We start from the raw sequence: 15,332 nt of genomic DNA on the forward strand, positions 1-15,332 counted from the left end.
TCGAGACGGTCCGGCGAAAAGCACACAAGGAGGAGACATACATGGAACGCAATGCAATGCCGGCGCGCCGGCGCCTGGCGCTGGCCGCGCTGATCGTGGCGGCGGCCGCGGCGACGCCCGCCGCGCTGTACGCGCAGACGGGGCAATGGCCGACGCGGCCCGTCAAGCTGGTGGTGCCGTTCCCGCCCGGAGGCAGCACCGACGCGATCGGCAGGCTGCTGGCGGTCGAACTGGCCAAGGATCTGGGCCAGACTGTCATCGTCGAGAACAAGGGCGGCGCCAACGGCAATATCGGCTCGGACGCGGTGGCCAAGGCCGAGCCGGACGGCTACACGCTGCTGCTGTCGGGCGTGGGCTCGAACGCCATCAACTACGCGCTTTACGCCAGCATGCCTTACCGCGACAGCGACTTCGCGCATGTCTCGCTGCTGGCCACCGGCCCCAACGTGCTGGTGGCGGCGCCGGATTTCCCGGGCAAGACCTTCGCGGACTTCATCCGGCTGGCGCGCGAGAGCCCGGACAAGTACACCCACGCCAGCTCGGGCAGCGGCTCGTCCGGCCACCTGGCCATGGAAATGCTCAAGCAGCAGGCCAGGATCGATCTGGTGCACGTGCCGTACAAGGGCGGCGCGGCGGCCATCACGGACCTGCTGGGCGGTCGCGTGACGGTGCTGTTCCTCAACCAGGACACCCTGTTGCCGCAGGTGCAGGCCGGCAAGCTGCGGGCGCTGGCGGTGGCCAGCGTCAAGCGCAATCCGGCGTATCCCGACACGCCGACGGTGGCGGAGTCCGGCTATCCAGGCTTCGCGGCCGAATCCTGGTTCGGCCTGTCGGCGCCGGCCAGGACGCCGCCCGCCGTGATCCAGCGCCTGAGCCAGGCGACGGCCAAGGCCATGGCCTCGGCCGAGATGCGGCAGAAGCTGGAGAGCGTGGGCTTCGTGGTGGTGGGCAGCGACCCGCAAGCCTACTCCGGCTTCGTCACCAGTGAAATCGCCAAGTGGGGCCAGGCCGCCAAGGCGTCGGGCGCCCGCATGGATTGATTGATTCTTGCGGCATTGTTTTCCGCCGGTCTGCCGCGCCGGCATGCCGTGCGGCGGACTTGGCGTTCGCCGCGCGGATCGCGCAGCAACAGAGGACCATAATGGATTCACCCTTGCCCAACCGTTTCCGCCAGCGCATCCTGGCGCGCGAGCGGCTCATCGGATTCTGGATGTGCATGTCCAGCCACATCACGGCCGAGCTGGCCGGGCTGGCCGATTTCGACTGGCTGCTGCTCGACGGCGAGCACTCGCCCAACGAGGTGCCGATGTTCCTGCAGCAGTTGCAGGCGCTGCAATCCAGCGCCAGCGCGGCGGTGGGGCGGCCGTCGTGGAATGACCCGGTCGAGATCAAGCGGATGCTGGATATCGGCTTCTACAACCTGCTGATCCCCTTCATCGAGTCCGAGGCCGATGCGCGCCGCGCCGTGGCGGCCACGCGCTATCCGCCGCAGGGCATGCGCGGCGTGGCCGGCGCGCAGCGCAGCAACCGCTACGGCACGGTGCCCAATTATCTGCAGACCATCAACGACAACATCTGCGTGCTGCTGCAGATCGAAAGCCGGCCGGGCATCGAGGCGGTGGACGAGATTGCTTCGGTGGAGGGCGTGGACGGCGTGTTCATCGGTCCGTCGGACCTGGCCGCCGCGCTGGGGCATCTCGGCAATCCCGGCCATCCCGAGGTGCAGGACGCTATCCGCCACCTGTACCAGCGCGTGTCGGCGCAGGGCAAGGCGGTGGGCATCCTGGCGCCGGTGCATGCCGACGCCAGGCGCTACCTGGACATGGGCATGCACTTCGTGGCGGTGGGCACGGACCTGGGCGTGTTCAAGCAGGCCGTGTTCGGGCTGCGCGAGGCCTTCCCGACGTAGCCTTGGGCCCCGCGCTCGGGCGCGGCGGCGCGATGCCGTCCGCGCCGTGAGGGCTCAGCTTTCCAGCGCCAGCAGATCGGCGACGGTCTGGCGGCGGCGGATCAGGCGCGCCTGGCCCTGGTCCAGCAGCACTTCCGGCGCCAGCGGCCGGGTGTTGTAGTTCGAGGACATGGACGAGCCGTAGGCGCCGGCGTCGTGCAGCACCAGATAGTCGCCGATGCGCGGCCGCGGCAGCAGACGGTCGGTCACCACGCCGCCGGCGTCCTGGGTGAACACATCGCCCGACTCGCACAGCGGGCCGGCCACGGCCAGGCGCGCCGGTTCGCCCGGGGGCGTCGAGCCGTCGGGCGCGTGCACCGAAATACGGTGATAGCTGCCATACATGGCCGGGCGCATCAGGTCGCTGAAACCGGCGTCCACCAGCACGAAGTCACGGCCCGGGCGTCGGTTGATCGCATGCACCTCGGCGATCAGCGCGCCGGACTCGGCCACCAGGAAGCGGCCCGGCTCGATCTCCAGTCGGACAGGATGGCCCAGGTGCTGCTCGATGCGCTTGCGCGCGGCGTCCCACTGCTCGAAGTAATGGTCGCAGTCGATACGCGCTTCGCCATCCTTGTACGGAATGGACAGGCCGCCGCCGGCGGAGATGGCTTCGATGTCATGGCCCAGGTTGCGGACCACGTCGACCATGGCGTCGCAGACGCTGGAAAGGTGGCCGTAGTCCACGCCCGAGCCGATATGCATGTGGATGCCCATCAGCTTCAGGCCGTGGCGGCGCACGATGGCGATGGCCTGGGCCACGTCGTCGATCCAGATGCCGTGCTTGCTTTGCGGGCCGCCAGTGTTGGTCTTGTTGCTGTGGCCGTGGCCGAAGCCGGGGTTGATGCGCAGCCAGACGCGGTGGCCGGGCGCCTGCTGGCCGACGCGTTCGAGCATGTCCAGCGAGCCGGCGTTGACCGGGATGCCGTGCCGGATCACGGCGGCCATGGTGGCGTGGTCGATCAGGTCGGCGGTGAACACGATGCCGGCCGGCTCGCCCTCGGGTCGGAAACCCGCGGCCAGGCTGCGCTCTATCTCGCCCAGCGACACGGCGTCGACCACCGCTCCCTCGGCGCGCATCAGCTTGAGGATATGGATGTTCGAGTTGGCCTTCTGCGCATAGCGGATCACGTCGAAGCGACGCAGCTGGGCGATGCGTTCGCGGATGACGGCGGCGTCATAGACCCAGAGCGGGGTGCCATGCTGCGCGGCGAGTTCGGTGAGTTGGCGCGGATCGAGAGCCATGGGGGAGAACCTTGTTGTGCGGTAGGGAAACTGGAGCGCCATGATGCCTGTGATGAGCTATCCAGTAAAATGCTTTGAATTTCCTGATCCATTCATTCTTGATATGGAATTGCCATGCTGACGCACCGGCACGTTGAAGTCTTCCGCGCCTTGATGATCGCCGGCAGCGTGACCCGCGCGGCCGAGCTGCTGCATACGTCGCAGCCCACCGTCAGTCGGGAATTGGCGCGCATGGAGCACAGCATAGGCTTCCCGCTGTTCGAGCGCATCCGGGGCCGCCTGCGGCCCACCATGCAGGCGCTGGCGCTGTATGACGAGGTCCGGCAGTCCTACGCGGGGCTGGAGCGGGTGGCCTCCGCCGCGGCGCGGCTGCGCGCCTATTCGGACGGCCAGCTGGCGGTGATCGCGCTGCCGGCCTTTTCCCATTCCGTGCTGCCAGGCGCGTTTCGCCGCTTCCATGCCGGACATCCCGGCGTCAGCCTGTCGGTGGAGACGCAGGAATCGCCCTTCCTGGAGGAGTGGCTGAGCGCGCAGCGCTACGACCTGGGGCTGACCGAGAGCGACGCCGAGCCGGCGGGCACGCGCTTGGAACTGCTGGTCGAGGTGGATGAGGTCTGCGCGCTGCCCGATGGCCATCCGCTGCTGGCGCGCGAGGCGATCGAGCTGCGCGATTTCGAGGGACAGGCCTTTGTCAGCCTGTCGGCCAGCGATCCCTACCGCTTGCAGATCGACGAGGCTTTCGCGGCCGAGGGCGTGGCGCCGCGTTCCATCGTCGAGACGCCGTCAGCCGTGTCGGTCTGCGCCTTCGTGCGCCAGGGGCTGGGCGTGGCCATCGTCAATCCGCTGACGGCGCTCGACTTCATCGGCAATGGCCTGCAAGTGCGGCCGCTGACGCGCTCGTTCCCGTTCAGGGTGAATGCGGTGTATCCCGAACACCGGCCGAAGAGCCCGCTGGTCGACGCCTTTGCCGCGGCGGTGCGCGAGCAGGCTCGCGAGATGGCGGGCAGGCTGGTGGCCGGGGCAGGGCGCGGCGGCCATCCGATCTGAAGCCACCATGAAAAAAGGATGCCCGTGGGCATCCTTTTTTATTTGCCGTATTCATGACGCCCCGGGGACCGGGGCGGCAGAATGGCTTAGGCCAGCGCCTTGATGGCGGCAGCCAGGCGGCTCTTGTGGCGAGCGGCCTTGTTCTTGTGGATGATGTTCTTGTCGGCCACGCGGTCGATCACGCTGGTGGCTTTCTGGAACACTTCACCGGCCGCAGCTTTGTCGCCGGCGGCGATGGATTGGCGAACGCGCTTGATGGCGGTGCGCAGCATCGAGCGCAGGCTGGAATTGTGCTTGTTGCGCTCAACGGATTGGCGAGCGCGCTTGCGGGCTTGGGCGGTGTTGGCCATTGTGTATCAGTAAGTTGAATTCGGCAAAGTCGGACATTGTAGCAAGTCCCAGGGGGATTGCAAGCTCAATGTGCCGTCAAGCCGATGACGCCCGATGGTCGGGCGGGAGCGCCAGGGCGGCGGTTCCGGTCGCGATCCCCGTGGAAAGTTCCGGGGATGTCCGGGTCGGCCGTGCCGCTTGTCGCGGCTGCCGGGAAATCCGGGTGGCGCCTGCTGAGGTAAAAAATGCGGGTAAAAAATGCGGGTAAAAATGCTGTGGCGAGTATACAACGAGACGGTCCCGCTGGACAGCACGTTGCAAGAAGGTGACGGTTCAGGTCGCGACGTTGATCGACACGTACCAGGGGGTGTAGCGGCGGATATGGATGGGCATGCTCTCCTGCAGCGAGCGCAGGGCGGCGTCGGTGTCGTCCAAGGGGAAGTGTCCCGACACCGGCAGGCCGCCCGCAGCCATGGAGATGCGCAGCGAGCCGCTGCGGTAGGGGCGCAACGCCGCGATCACCTCGGCCAGCGGCCGGCCGCGCACGTCGATCCAGCCAGCCTCCCAGGCGGCTTCGGCCATCAGTTCGGCGCGCGGCGTGTCCATGCGCAAGGCGTCGAAGCGCGCGCCGGTGCCGGCCCGCACGGTGCCATGGGCGCCGGACATGGTCTCGACCTCGACTTCGTGCTCATGCACCACCACCACGGTGCGCTGGGCCTGTTGACGCACCATGTAACGGGTGCCGAGCGCGCGCACGGTGCCCTCGGCGGTCTGGACCAGGAAGGGGCGGCGCGCGTCGGGCGCCACGGACACGGTGACTGCGCCGTCCAGCAGGCGCACCTGGCGATAGGCGGGCGTGAAGTCCAGGTTCACCCGGCTGCGCGCGTCCAGCAACAGCTGGCTGCCGTCAGACAGCACATAGCGGCGACGCTCGCCGGTGGCCGTGGCGGCGTCAGCGGCGACGTTGTTGAGGGGGTAGAAGGCATTGCCGACGTAGCCGGCGCAGGCGCCCGCACCGACGAGCGCCACCGAGCCGGTCATGAAGCGGCGGCGCGACGGTGAAACGAGAGGCGGGGGCGGGGCGGCGGGCTGCGACGCAGGGGAGGCCGCGGCGTAGCCTATCGGATAGGCATCGCCGAGCCGGCCGAACGTCGACCCTTCCAGAGTGCCTATCAGCTGCTGCCAGGCGTTCTCATGGAGTGGGTCGGCCGCACGCCAGGCCAGGAAATCGTTATAGTCCTGCGGCGTCGCTCGGCCCGAGCGCAGCAGCAGCAACCAGTTGATGACCTGGTCCGCCACGGGTAGTCCTTGGGCGTACTTCACTTCATCTCCCACGCGTTTTCCCAGGTGGGGATCCTTTCATTGGCAATTTGTAAATAATAAAGGTTTTTTACCAAAGATTACGGCGGGCTTGTCAATTCTTGACGAATCGGACGAAAAAAAGCCGGCGGATAAGCCGGCTTTTTACGAGGATGTGGCAAAAACGCCTGGAATTAACGCGCGGAGCGCCGTCCGAAGTCTCGGGGACGGAACCCGAACAGGAACAACAATCCGAAATAGATCACGCCGCTGGCGGCCAGCACGCCGCCCAGCCAGGCCGCCCGCAGGCCGGCATGAGCCTGCAGCGCGATCCAGTCGATGCGGCCATCGGCATAGGCCAGCAGCCCCGCCAGCCCGGCCAGCGCCGGCAGCAGCCGCAGCGCGAACCGGGTCCAGCCGGGCGCGGGGCGGTAGACGCCGCGCCGCAGCAACCCGATGAGCAGGGCCAGCGCGTTCAGGCAGGCGCCCAGGCCGATGGCCAGGGCCAGGCCGGCGTGGGCCAGCAGCGGCACCAGCGCCAGGTTCAGCAACTGGGTCACGATCAGTACGCCGATGGCGATCTTGACCGGGGTGCGGATGTCCTGCCTGGCGTAGAAGCCCGGGGCCAGGATCTTCACGGCCAGCAGTCCGATAAGGCCGGCCGAGTAGGACATCACGGCCACGCGCGTCTGCGCCACGTCCTGCGCCGCGAACGCGCCGTAGTGAAACAGCGTGGCGACCAGCCCGTCCGACAGCAGGGCCATGCCCACCGCGGCGGGCAGGCCCAGCAGCAGCACCAGGCGCAGGCCCCAGTCGAGCAGCGCGCTGTAGCCGGCATGGTCGTCGCGCGCATTGGCGGCCGACAGGCTGGGCAGCAGCACCGTGCCCAACGCCACGCCCAGCAGGGCGGTGGGGAATTCCATCAGGCGGTCGGCGAAGGACAGCCAGGTTACGCTGCCGGGCGTCAGCCAGGTCGCGATATTGGTGTTGATCAGCAGCGAGATCTGGGCCACGGACACGCCCAGCGTGGCCGGCGCCATCTGCTTGAGGATGCGCTGCACGGTGGCGTCGGCCCAGGCCTCGCGCACGCGCAGCGAGAAGCGCGGCGTCAGGCCCAGTCGCGCCAGCGCCACCCATTGCACGGCCAGCTGCGCCACGCCGCCGGCCATGACGCCGATGGCCAGCCCGTATACCGGCACGTCCATGCGCGGCGCCAGCCACAGGCAGGCGGCGATCATGGACAGGTTCAGCAGCACCGGCGTGAAGGCCGGCACGGCGAAGCGCCGCCAGGTGTTCAGCACGCCGGACGCGAAGGCGATCAGCGACATGCACAGGATGTACGGAAACATCACCCGCGTCATCCAGACCGCGGCGCCGAACTCTGCATCTCGCGCCGCGCCGCGCAGCCCGCTGGCCATGGCCGACACCACCCAGGGCGCGGCGACGATGCCGACCAGCGTGACCAGCATCAGCGCCAGCGTCAGCAGCAGCGCCACGCGGTCCAGCAGCGTGCGCACCTCGTCGTCGGACCGGTTGTTGCGCGCCGCGCCCAGGATCGGCACGAAAGCCTGCGCGAAAGCCCCTTCCGCGAACAGCCGCCGCAGCAGGTTCGGAATGCGGAAAGCGACCCAGAACGCATCGGTAATGGGACCCGCGCCAAAGGCGCGCGCCACCAGGACGTCACGGGCCAGGCCGGAAATGCGGGACAGCAGCGTGAAGCTGCTGACGGTGGCCGCGGAGCGGAACAAACTCACTTCAGTTATCCATAAATCCAGGGCTTGCCCGAAGCAAAAAACGGGCAGTGTCCCAACCAGGAACGCGGCGGGATGTCACCCGCCTCGCAAACGCAAACGCACACACTACACACACACCAGCGCACGGATCATGCCATCCAAGGCGCTGACACCCTCCCCACAACGCACATCCGCCCATCGCCATCGGGGCCGCACGGAGCCGGCTTCGCCGGTCCGTGGCGGCGCCCCCTTGAGGGGGAAGCGCGCAGCGCGGCAGGGGTGGGTTTCATCCTCCGGTCCGTGGCGGCGCCCCTTGAGGGGGAGCGCGCAGCGCTCGGGGTGGGTCTACTTCGGCGGCATCCGGATCGCGCCGTCCAGGCGGATCGTTTCGCCGTTGAGCATGTCGTTCGTGATGATGCTGTGTACCAGCTTGGCGTAGTCCTCCGGACGGCCGAGACGGGCGGGGAAGGGGATGCTGGCGGCCAGCGAGTCCTGCACTTCCTGCGGCATGCCGAAGATCATGGGCGTGCCGAAGATGCCGGGGGCGATGGTCATGCAGCGGATGCCGGTCTTGGCCAGGTCGCGCGCGATGGGCAGGGTCATGCCGGCCACGCCCGCCTTGGACGCGGCATAGGCCGCCTGGCCAATCTGGCCGTCGAAGGCCGCGACGGACGCGGTGTTGATCATGACGCCGCGTTCGCCGGTGGGTTCGGGCGCATTGGCGCTCATGGCCTCGGCGGCCAGGCGCATCATGTTGAAGCTGCCGATCAGGTTGATGCTCACCACCTTCTGGAACAGGTCCAGCGGGTGGGCGCCGTTCTTGCCGACGATCTTGGCGGCGGGGGCGACGCCGGCGCAGTTCACCAGGCCGAACAGCGTGCCCAGCTCGCGCGCGGCGGCCACTGCGCGCTGGCCGTCGGCTTCCTGGGTGACATCGCAATGCACGTAGCGCTGGCCCAGTTCCTTGGCCAGGGCTTCGCCCGGCTCGTCCTGCAGGTCGGCGATCACCACCTTGGCGCCGTTGGCCACCAGCATGCGCACGGTGCCGGCGCCCAGGCCGGATGCGCCGCCGGTAACGATGAATACCTTGTTCGCGATTTCCATGTCTCTACCACTTGGTTCAAAAGAAAAAGAAAGCGGCGCTGCGGGCGCCGGATGCGAAAAGGCCTTCGGGCCGCGCCTTGACGACTTGCGTCAGGCCTGCGCCGAAGGCCTCATGGCCGAGCGGGCGCCGTTCAGCCCTTGACGGCGTCGAACAGGCGCGACTTGATTTCCTCGACCGCGCCCACGCCCGAGATCTTGCGGTACTTGGGCGCGTCGGCGGGGCTCTTGCTGGCCCAGTCCGAGTAGTAGTCGACCAGCGGACGGGTCTGCTCGCGATAGACGGACAGGCGGTGGCGCACGGTTTCCTCGCGGTCGTCGTCGCGCTGGATCAGGTCCTCGCCGGTGACGTCGTCCTTGCCTTCGACCTTGGGCGGGTTGAAGCGCACGTGGTAGCTGCGGCCGCTGGGCTGGTGCACGCGGCGTCCGCTCATGCGTTCGATGATGTCTTCCTCGGGAACCTCGATTTCCACCACATAGTCCAGCTTGACGCCGGCGTCCTTGAGAGCGTCGGCCTGCGGGATGGTGCGGGGAAAGCCGTCGAACAGGTAGCCGTTGGCGCAGTCGGGCTGCTTCAGGCGGTCCTGCACCAGGCCGATGATGATCTCGTCGGAAACCAGGCCGCCCGCATCCATGACCTTCTTGGCTTCAATGCCCAGCGGCGTGCCCGCCTTCACCGCGGCGCGCAGCATGTCGCCGGTGGAAATTTGCGGAATGCCGAAGTGCTGGGTGAGAAACGCGGCCTGGGTGCCTTTGCCGGCGCCGGGCGGTCCGAGCAAGATGAGACGCATGAGTGCTCCTGAGATGGGGATTATTTTTTGTGATCGGGGGATTATGCCGCAACGCAACAGCCTTTGCGGGGCGGTGCCATACGAAATAACCCTTATATCAATGGCCTGCCGCGCCGCCTCGCTGCCTAGAGCTTGCCGTAGATCAAGCGCACGCGCTCCAGGTCGGCGGGCGTGTCCACGCCGGCGGCCGGGGGCGTGGACGCCCGGTGGACCACGATGGCGTGGCCGTGCTCCATGGCGCGCAGCTGTTCCAGCGACTCGAACCGTTCCAGCACGCCCTGGGGCAGCGTCGGAAAGCGGCGCAGGAATGACACGCGGTAGGCGTACAGGCCGATATGGTGCAGGGCGGGCAGGCCGTCGGCCAGCACGCGTTCGCCGCCGGCCAGCGCATCGCGCGCCCAGGGAATCGGCGCGCGCGAGAAATACAGGGCGCGATCCGACGCGGTGCAGACCAGCTTGACCACGTTCGGATTGAACAGGGCCTGGGCGTCGGCCAGCGGGCAGGCGCAGGTGGCGATGTCGGCGTCGGGGCTGGCTTGCAGCTTCGCGGCGACGGCGTCGATCAGTTCCGGCTCGATCAGCGGCTCGTCGCCCTGCACGTTGACCACGATGGCGTCGTCAGGCAGGCCCAGTTGCGCCACGGCCTCGGCCAGGCGGTCGGTGCCGGTGGGATGGTCGCCGCGCGTCATCAGCGCGCGCACGCCATGGGCCTGGGCCGCCTGCAGCACGCGGGCGTCGTCGGTGGCGATGCAGACCTGCGCCGCGCCCGAGCGCGCGGCCCGTTCGGCCGTGCGCACCACCATGGGCTTGCCGGCGATGTCAGCCAGGGGTTTGTCGGGCAGGCGGGTGGAGGCGGTCCGCGCCGGGATCAGGGCGATGAAGCTCACGGCGGACGGGTCAGCTGGCGGGGGCGTCGTCGAGCGAGCGCGCCTCGCCCTCCAGCATGACGGGAATGCCGTCGCGCACCGGGAAGGCCAGCCGGTCGGCGCGGCAGACCAGCTCGGCGTGCTGCCGGTCATGTTCGAGGCGGCCCTTGCACAGGGGGCAGACGAGGATGTCGAGAAGGCGGGATTCCATGTCCGGGATTCTAAAACAGTTTGGCGGGCGGCAAGCCGGCGGGCGCGGCGAAAAGCCTGATGCCCGGCAGGTCGCAGCCAGGCGGATCGTCGCCGCCGGCATTGGGGCGAACCCCTTCAATTGTTAAGCAATGTCATATTTTGAAGTAGGTTCAGCCCTATTGCGGGACGGATCGTCGTTATCATCCGCCGCGATCACATGCAGAGGAAAGAGGCACGATGGATCTGAATATGCTCAAGCTGGGGCTGATGCTCATCATCCTGATCTGGTCGATCTACAGCGGCATCACCTACATGGCCCGGCGCAGCGACAACAAGGGCGCCCTGCGCGACTTGCGGCGGGACGGCCAGCCCGCGCGGCGCATGACGGACGAAGAGCAGGCCTTGGTGCAGCCCTTCCTGTTCGATCCGGCCAAGCCGAAGAAGCAGGCGCAGCTGATCAACGACGGCGTCTATCCGCTGCACGGCGCTTTCGTGCGCCACGGCATCGAGGCCAGCCAGGGCGGCAGCACCATGCACGACACGCTGGGCGATGTCGATGTGGTGCTGCCCTACGACGCGCGCAGCTATCTGGTCGAGAACAACCATGCCGAAGTGGTGCTCACCGAGAAATTCGCCATCGTGGTGGCCTTGAACGGCGAGTTCGACCTGGCTGGCGGGCGCGAGCGCGAGCTACGCCGGCAGAAGCAGGACCAGCAGTGGAACAGCGGCCGGACGGGCGCCCTGCAGAACGTCGTCGACCTGGAGGTCGACCCGCCCGAGGCGGACGAGGCGCCGCCCACGGCCGAGCAGCTGGCCCAGGCCGAGCGCGAGCTGGACGACGCCACGCGGGTCGAGATCCTGGCGCAGCGCGACGAGACGCCGGCCGAAGTGGCCGCGCGTCAGGGGCGCGGTTTCGGCTTCTGGGTGTCGGTGCTGTGGGCCCTGGCCTTCCTGTGCCTGGGGCTGGCGGGCGGGGGCGGGGGCATGCCGTTCGCCGCCGGCGCGGGCGCGCTGGCCGCGCTGGCCTTGTGGCTGACCTGGCGCCGGCCCGCGCCGGACGCGCCGCAGAAGGTGAACCGCGCGCGCGGCGAGTTGAACGCCATCGTGCTGAGCAATCCGTCCAATTCCCAGACCGTGTCCACCCAGCTGTTCCTGGGCGACAAGCTGCCCGTCAACCTGCCGGACCATTGGCGCGCCAATCTGCAACTGCCCGACGACGGACGCGTCGACATGGACCTGCGCGTGCAGGACTACGCGGTGCTGCGGCTGGGCGGCAATTATTCCGTGGATGAAGAGCAGCGCCTGTTCCCGCGCGTGTTCTGGGGCCGCCACATGACGCTGGCGCTGACCGGCCTGGCGGCGCTGGGCGCGCTGTGGGCCGTGGCGCCGAACCTGCCGGGCGACCTGGCGCTGACGCGCGCCTGGGTGCAAAGCGACGGTCCGCGCAGCTATGCCTCGGCCGAGGCGCTGGCGCAGGATCCGCCCGGATTCGGCCAGCCCGTGTCGCTGCGCGGCGCGGCCCGTTGCGAGCTGGTGCAGGGCACGAGCGAGCAGGCGGCGCGCGCCGATTGCGACCGGCTGCGCTGGGGCGGCGCGGCGCCGACGGTGCCGGAGCTGGAAATTGATCCGGCCATCATGGCGCTGCATACCGGCGAATTCCTGAGGACACGCGCCAATCCCATGCTGGACATGCTGTTGCAGAGTCAGGTGGCGCAGCGCATGCGGACCAATCCCATGGCCGCCTACAACATGCGCGGCCTGTCGTTCTACCGCGTCTCGGGCCTGACCGATACCGTGCTGGCGGTGGAACGCGGCTGCGCCGTGGCCGGCCGCGATGCGGCGGACGCCTGCGGTGCGTTGAAAGCGGCGCTGGTCGAGCATCTGCTGTTCGCCGACGACGAGCCCAAGAACTGGGCCGAGCTGCTCAAGCTGGCGCAAGACGGCGCGTTCAAGCGCAAGGGCTTGAACGACGAGTCCGCCATCATCTCGCGCAATGCCGAGACGGTTCGCGCGCGGGCCCGCTCCAGCGCCTTTCCGGCCATCATGCAGGCCATGAACCGCGCGGCCGCGGCGGCGCAGGCCAGCCAGACCGGCGGCGTGGCGCTGCGCGTCTGGCCGGGGCCGCATGCGATGTTGCCCAGCATCATCGCCAAGAACGAGGAAGACCTGCTGTCGTCATGGAGCCGCCAGTCGCGCATCGTGGCCCAGGGCGAGCCGCTGCCGTTCCGGGTGGATGGCCTGGTGTCTGGCGTGCGCCGCGACGCGTCGGGCCTGCTGGAGCTGAGCGTGGACTCGGAACGCAGCCTGGATGAGCCATGGTCGTCGCTGGCCTACACGGCCTGGCTGCTGCTGGCGGCGCTGCTGGTGCTGGTGCATCTGCCGCTGGCCGTGATCCGCCTGCGGCAGGCGGGCGCGCGCCGGCGGGCCTTGGACGAATACTCGGCGCGCCGCAGCGCGGCCAAGCCGGCGTTCTTCTGAGATGGAGAAGGGCCGACCTGCAACGAGCGTCGGTCCGCCCGCCGCGCTGCGCTAGCGGCGGGCGGGAAGCTGGCGCAGCGCCTGCGCCAGCCATTCGAACAGCTGGGGATCCGAGTAGCGGGCGCGCACCGGCACTTCCCACAGGCGCGCATCATGCAGCGCCGCGCACTTGATGGCGTCCTTGGATGTGACCAGGATGCTCTCGGCATGCCAGTCCCGGAATGGGGACTGCGCGTAGTCATGGTGGTCAGGCAACGCCAGCGCGGGCTCGGGCGTGATGCCGGCGCCGCGCAGCGTCGCGAAGAAGCGCTGCGGATTGCCGATGCCGGCCGCGGCGGCCACGCCCGGCCTGCCGGCGAACGCCGCCAGCGGACGGGTCGCGCCGCCCTCGATCTGGCGCGCGTCGCCGGGTTCCAGCCACATCCGGGCCTGGCGCGGCCGCGCCGCCGCAGCGGCTTCCGGCGGGCCGGGCACGCCGACATTGGTCACCACCGCGTCCACTTCGCGCAGCCGGCTGGCCGGTTCGCGCAGCGGGCCGGCCGGCAGCAGGCGGCCATTGCCGATCCCGCGCTCGTCCTGCACCACGATTTCCACGTCGCGCGCCAGCGCCAGGTGTTGCAGGCCGTCGTCCGAGACGATCACGTCCACGTCGGGATGCGCGCGCAGCAGCGCCTGGGCAGCCAGCGCGCGCTTGGGATGCACCGAGACCGGCGCGCCGCTGGCGCGCGCGATCAGGGCGGGCTCGTCGCCGAATGCCGACGCAGCCAGCGCCGCGCCCTGTCCGACGCGCGGCTCGGGGCCGATCTTCGCGCCGTAGCCTCGGCTGACCACGCCCGGATTGAAGCCGCGCGCGCGCAGTCCCTCGACGGTGGCGATCACCATGGGCGTCTTGCCCGTGCCACCTACATAGACGTTGCCGATCACCACCACCGGCACCGGTGCGCGATAAGCCGGCAGGCGTCCGTCGCGGTATCGGGCGCGCTTTCGCGCGACCGCCCAGGCGGTCAGCGCCGACAGCGGCAGCAGCAGGGTCGAGAGCCAGCCGCCGTGCTGCCACTGGCGCGCGAGCAGCGTGGCGGAGGATCCAGGGGCGCTCACCGGGCGGTCTGGGCGGCGAAATTGACGCGGCCGATGCCCGCCAGCCGGGCGGCTTCCATGACGTTGATCACGGACTGGTGCGTGGCCTGCGCGTCGGCGTTGATGACAACCAGCGGCTCGGTCTTGCCGGCCGCGGCCTGGCGCAGCGCGTCGGCGATCTCGGGCGGCGTGGACACGTCGATCAGGGTGCCGTTGAGCGCGTAGCGCCCGTCCTGGCTGATGGCGACTTCCAGCGCGGGCGGCGTGTCCTGCTCGGCCGAAGCCTGGGGCAGAGTGACCTTGAGCTGGGTGAAGCGCGCGAAGGACGTGGAGGCGGCCAGGAAGATCAGGATGACCAGCAGCACGTCGATGAGCGGGATCAGATTGATGTCCAGCTCATCGCGCTCGCCGCGGGAACCGCGGAAATTCATGGACGCGCCTCGTGGCGGCCGGGCGGATGGGCGTGGCCGGGCGCGACCGCGCGCGCCAGGCGGGCGGCGGCCTGCTCCATGGCGCTGAGGTAGCCGTCGACGCGGCCGCGCAGGTAGCGGTGGGCGATCATGGCGGGAATGGCGATCAGGATGCCGAAGCCCGTGTTGTACAGGGCGATGGAGATGCCCCGGGCCAGTTGGGCCGGGTCGCCGCCGCCGGGCGTGTAGGAACCGAAGATCTCGATCATGCCCACCACGGTGCCGAACAGGCCCATCAAGGGCGCCACCATGGCGATGGTGCCGATGGCGGCGATGTAGCGACTGAGGTCATGGGCGACGGCGCGGCCGGTGTCCTCGACCGCGCTGCGCAGTTCCTCGCGCGGCAGGTGGCGGTGGCGGATGACGTCGACCAATACGCGGCCCAGTGGGGAGTTGCGTTCCAGCTTGCCGAGGGACTCGGGCGTGTCCTGGTGGTTGCGCAGCATGTCGGCGACCTGTTCGGTCAGGCCGCGCGGCATGACCAGCCCGCGGCGCAGGGACAGCAGGCGCTCGAATATCAGGGCCAGACCCAGCACGGATGTCGCCAGCAGGGGCCAGATCGGCCAGCCGGCCTCGCGCAGTATGGTTAGCAAAGCGGTGAACTCCAGGGCGTGCCAGGGCGCGTGTCCACGCGCATCGGCATCGGATGCAAGCCGGAACTGTAACGGCGCGGCGGGGATGTGGCAAGGCCGCCCGGCGGGCAAAACTATCCACAGAATCTGTGGATAATTCTGTGCAGAAGTTGCCAGGAATGC

15 protein-coding genes are annotated in these 15,332 nt (G+C 68.9%); 4 read left to right on the top strand and 11 right to left on the bottom strand.

The features are described from left to right. Positions 1-41 precede the first annotated feature (41 nt). Both AC6LJ5_RS07985 and garL read left to right on the top strand, forming a co-directional pair. A complete protein-coding gene (locus AC6LJ5_RS07985) occupies positions 42-1,040 on the top strand; it encodes a Bug family tripartite tricarboxylate transporter substrate binding protein (protein ID WP_392408924.1) in 999 nt (332 codons plus the stop codon). 101 nt (positions 1,041-1,141) lie between these two features. Beyond that, the gene (gene garL, locus AC6LJ5_RS07990) at positions 1,142-1,909 is read left to right on the top strand and encodes a 2-dehydro-3-deoxyglucarate aldolase (RefSeq protein ID WP_103275169.1); all 768 of its coding nucleotides are present in this window, start codon (positions 1,142-1,144) and stop codon (positions 1,907-1,909) included. 54 nt (positions 1,910-1,963) lie between these two features. On the opposite strand, the gene lysA is transcribed toward garL, so the two are convergent. After that, positions 1,964-3,193, bottom strand: a complete 1,230-nt coding sequence (lysA, locus tag AC6LJ5_RS07995) for a diaminopimelate decarboxylase (protein WP_103275168.1) — start codon at positions 3,191-3,193, stop codon at positions 1,964-1,966. 114 nt (positions 3,194-3,307) lie between these two features. On the opposite strand from lysA, the gene AC6LJ5_RS08000 reads away from it, so the two are divergent. Continuing rightward, positions 3,308-4,240 carry a LysR family transcriptional regulator gene (locus tag AC6LJ5_RS08000; RefSeq protein ID WP_392408923.1) on the top strand — a complete coding sequence of 311 codons (933 nt, stop codon included), beginning with the start codon at positions 3,308-3,310 and terminating at the stop codon, positions 4,238-4,240. An 86-nt stretch (positions 4,241-4,326) separates the two neighbouring features. Here AC6LJ5_RS08000 and rpsT read toward each other — a convergent pair whose 3' ends face one another. The 7 genes from rpsT to AC6LJ5_RS08035 form a co-directional block, all read right to left on the bottom strand. Next, positions 4,327-4,590, bottom strand: a complete 264-nt coding sequence (rpsT, locus tag AC6LJ5_RS08005) for a 30S ribosomal protein S20 (RefSeq protein ID WP_043542310.1) — start codon at positions 4,588-4,590, stop codon at positions 4,327-4,329. 313 nt (positions 4,591-4,903) lie between these two features. Continuing rightward, on the bottom strand, positions 4,904-5,869 hold the full coding sequence (locus AC6LJ5_RS08010) for a FecR domain-containing protein (protein ID WP_392408931.1): 966 nt from the start codon (positions 5,867-5,869) through the stop codon (positions 4,904-4,906). Positions 5,870-6,063: 194 nt separating this feature from the next. Further along, complete coding sequence (gene murJ, locus AC6LJ5_RS08015; RefSeq protein ID WP_498140226.1) at positions 6,064-7,671, bottom strand: murein biosynthesis integral membrane protein MurJ; 1,608 nt, start codon at positions 7,669-7,671, stop codon at positions 6,064-6,066. A 276-nt stretch (positions 7,672-7,947) separates the two neighbouring features. Then, on the bottom strand, positions 7,948-8,706 hold the full coding sequence (locus AC6LJ5_RS08020; protein WP_392408922.1) for a 3-hydroxyacyl-CoA dehydrogenase: 759 nt from the start codon (positions 8,704-8,706) through the stop codon (positions 7,948-7,950). 131 nt (positions 8,707-8,837) lie between these two features. Then, complete coding sequence (gene adk / locus AC6LJ5_RS08025; RefSeq protein ID WP_498140211.1) at positions 8,838-9,494, bottom strand: adenylate kinase; 657 nt, start codon at positions 9,492-9,494, stop codon at positions 8,838-8,840. 125 nt (positions 9,495-9,619) lie between these two features. After that, positions 9,620-10,381, bottom strand: a complete 762-nt coding sequence (gene kdsB / locus AC6LJ5_RS08030; RefSeq protein WP_103275162.1) for a 3-deoxy-manno-octulosonate cytidylyltransferase — start codon at positions 10,379-10,381, stop codon at positions 9,620-9,622. Between the two features lie 10 nt (positions 10,382-10,391). Further along, positions 10,392-10,571 carry a Trm112 family protein gene (locus AC6LJ5_RS08035; protein ID WP_085479903.1) on the bottom strand — a complete coding sequence of 60 codons (180 nt, stop codon included), beginning with the start codon at positions 10,569-10,571 and terminating at the stop codon, positions 10,392-10,394. 218 nt (positions 10,572-10,789) lie between these two features. Here AC6LJ5_RS08035 and AC6LJ5_RS08040 point away from each other — a divergent pair, with 218 nt between their 5' ends. After that, on the top strand, positions 10,790-13,030 hold the full coding sequence (locus AC6LJ5_RS08040) for an IgaA/UmoB family intracellular growth attenuator (RefSeq protein WP_498140212.1): 2,241 nt from the start codon (positions 10,790-10,792) through the stop codon (positions 13,028-13,030). 51 nt (positions 13,031-13,081) lie between these two features. Here AC6LJ5_RS08040 and lpxK read toward each other — a convergent pair whose 3' ends face one another. Genes lpxK through AC6LJ5_RS08055 form a run of 3 tightly spaced genes read right to left on the bottom strand, consistent with a single transcriptional unit; the run spans position 13,082 to position 15,170 of the window. Next, positions 13,082-14,128, bottom strand: coding sequence for a tetraacyldisaccharide 4'-kinase (gene lpxK, locus AC6LJ5_RS08045; RefSeq protein ID WP_498140213.1), 1,047 nt, complete (start codon positions 14,126-14,128; stop codon positions 13,082-13,084). Then, the gene (locus AC6LJ5_RS08050) at positions 14,125-14,538 is read right to left on the bottom strand and encodes an ExbD/TolR family protein (RefSeq protein ID WP_103275159.1); all 414 of its coding nucleotides are present in this window, start codon (positions 14,536-14,538) and stop codon (positions 14,125-14,127) included. Before AC6LJ5_RS08050 ends, lpxK begins: the two co-directional genes overlap by 4 nt. Beyond that, positions 14,535-15,170 carry a MotA/TolQ/ExbB proton channel family protein gene (locus AC6LJ5_RS08055; RefSeq protein ID WP_498140214.1) on the bottom strand — a complete coding sequence of 212 codons (636 nt, stop codon included), beginning with the start codon at positions 15,168-15,170 and terminating at the stop codon, positions 14,535-14,537. Before AC6LJ5_RS08055 ends, AC6LJ5_RS08050 begins: the two co-directional genes overlap by 4 nt. Positions 15,171-15,332 lie beyond the last annotated feature (162 nt).

The sequence above is a fragment of the Achromobacter sp. 1011791174 genome (genome assembly GCF_059760925.1).

Excerpts from the sequence above, each read along its gene's own strand:
- AC6LJ5_RS08020 (WP_392408922.1), bottom strand. The coding sequence starts at position 8,706 with ATGGAAATCGCGAACAAGGTATTCATCGTTACCGGCGGCGCATCCGGC.
- AC6LJ5_RS08050 (WP_103275159.1), bottom strand. The coding sequence starts at position 14,538 with ATGAATTTCCGCGGTTCCCGCGGCGAGCGCGATGAGCTGGACATCAAT.
- rpsT (WP_043542310.1), bottom strand. The coding sequence starts at position 4,590 with ATGGCCAACACCGCCCAAGCCCGCAAGCGCGCTCGCCAATCCGTTGAG.
- adk (WP_498140211.1), bottom strand. The coding sequence starts at position 9,494 with ATGCGTCTCATCTTGCTCGGACCGCCCGGCGCCGGCAAAGGCACCCAG.
- AC6LJ5_RS08000 (WP_392408923.1), top strand. The coding sequence starts at position 3,308 with ATGCTGACGCACCGGCACGTTGAAGTCTTCCGCGCCTTGATGATCGCC.
- lysA (WP_103275168.1), bottom strand. The coding sequence starts at position 3,193 with ATGGCTCTCGATCCGCGCCAACTCACCGAACTCGCCGCGCAGCATGGC.
- AC6LJ5_RS07985 (WP_392408924.1), top strand. The coding sequence starts at position 42 with ATGGAACGCAATGCAATGCCGGCGCGCCGGCGCCTGGCGCTGGCCGCG.
- AC6LJ5_RS08040 (WP_498140212.1), top strand. The coding sequence starts at position 10,790 with ATGGATCTGAATATGCTCAAGCTGGGGCTGATGCTCATCATCCTGATC.
- garL (WP_103275169.1), top strand. The coding sequence starts at position 1,142 with ATGGATTCACCCTTGCCCAACCGTTTCCGCCAGCGCATCCTGGCGCGC.
- AC6LJ5_RS08035 (WP_085479903.1), bottom strand. The coding sequence starts at position 10,571 with ATGGAATCCCGCCTTCTCGACATCCTCGTCTGCCCCCTGTGCAAGGGC.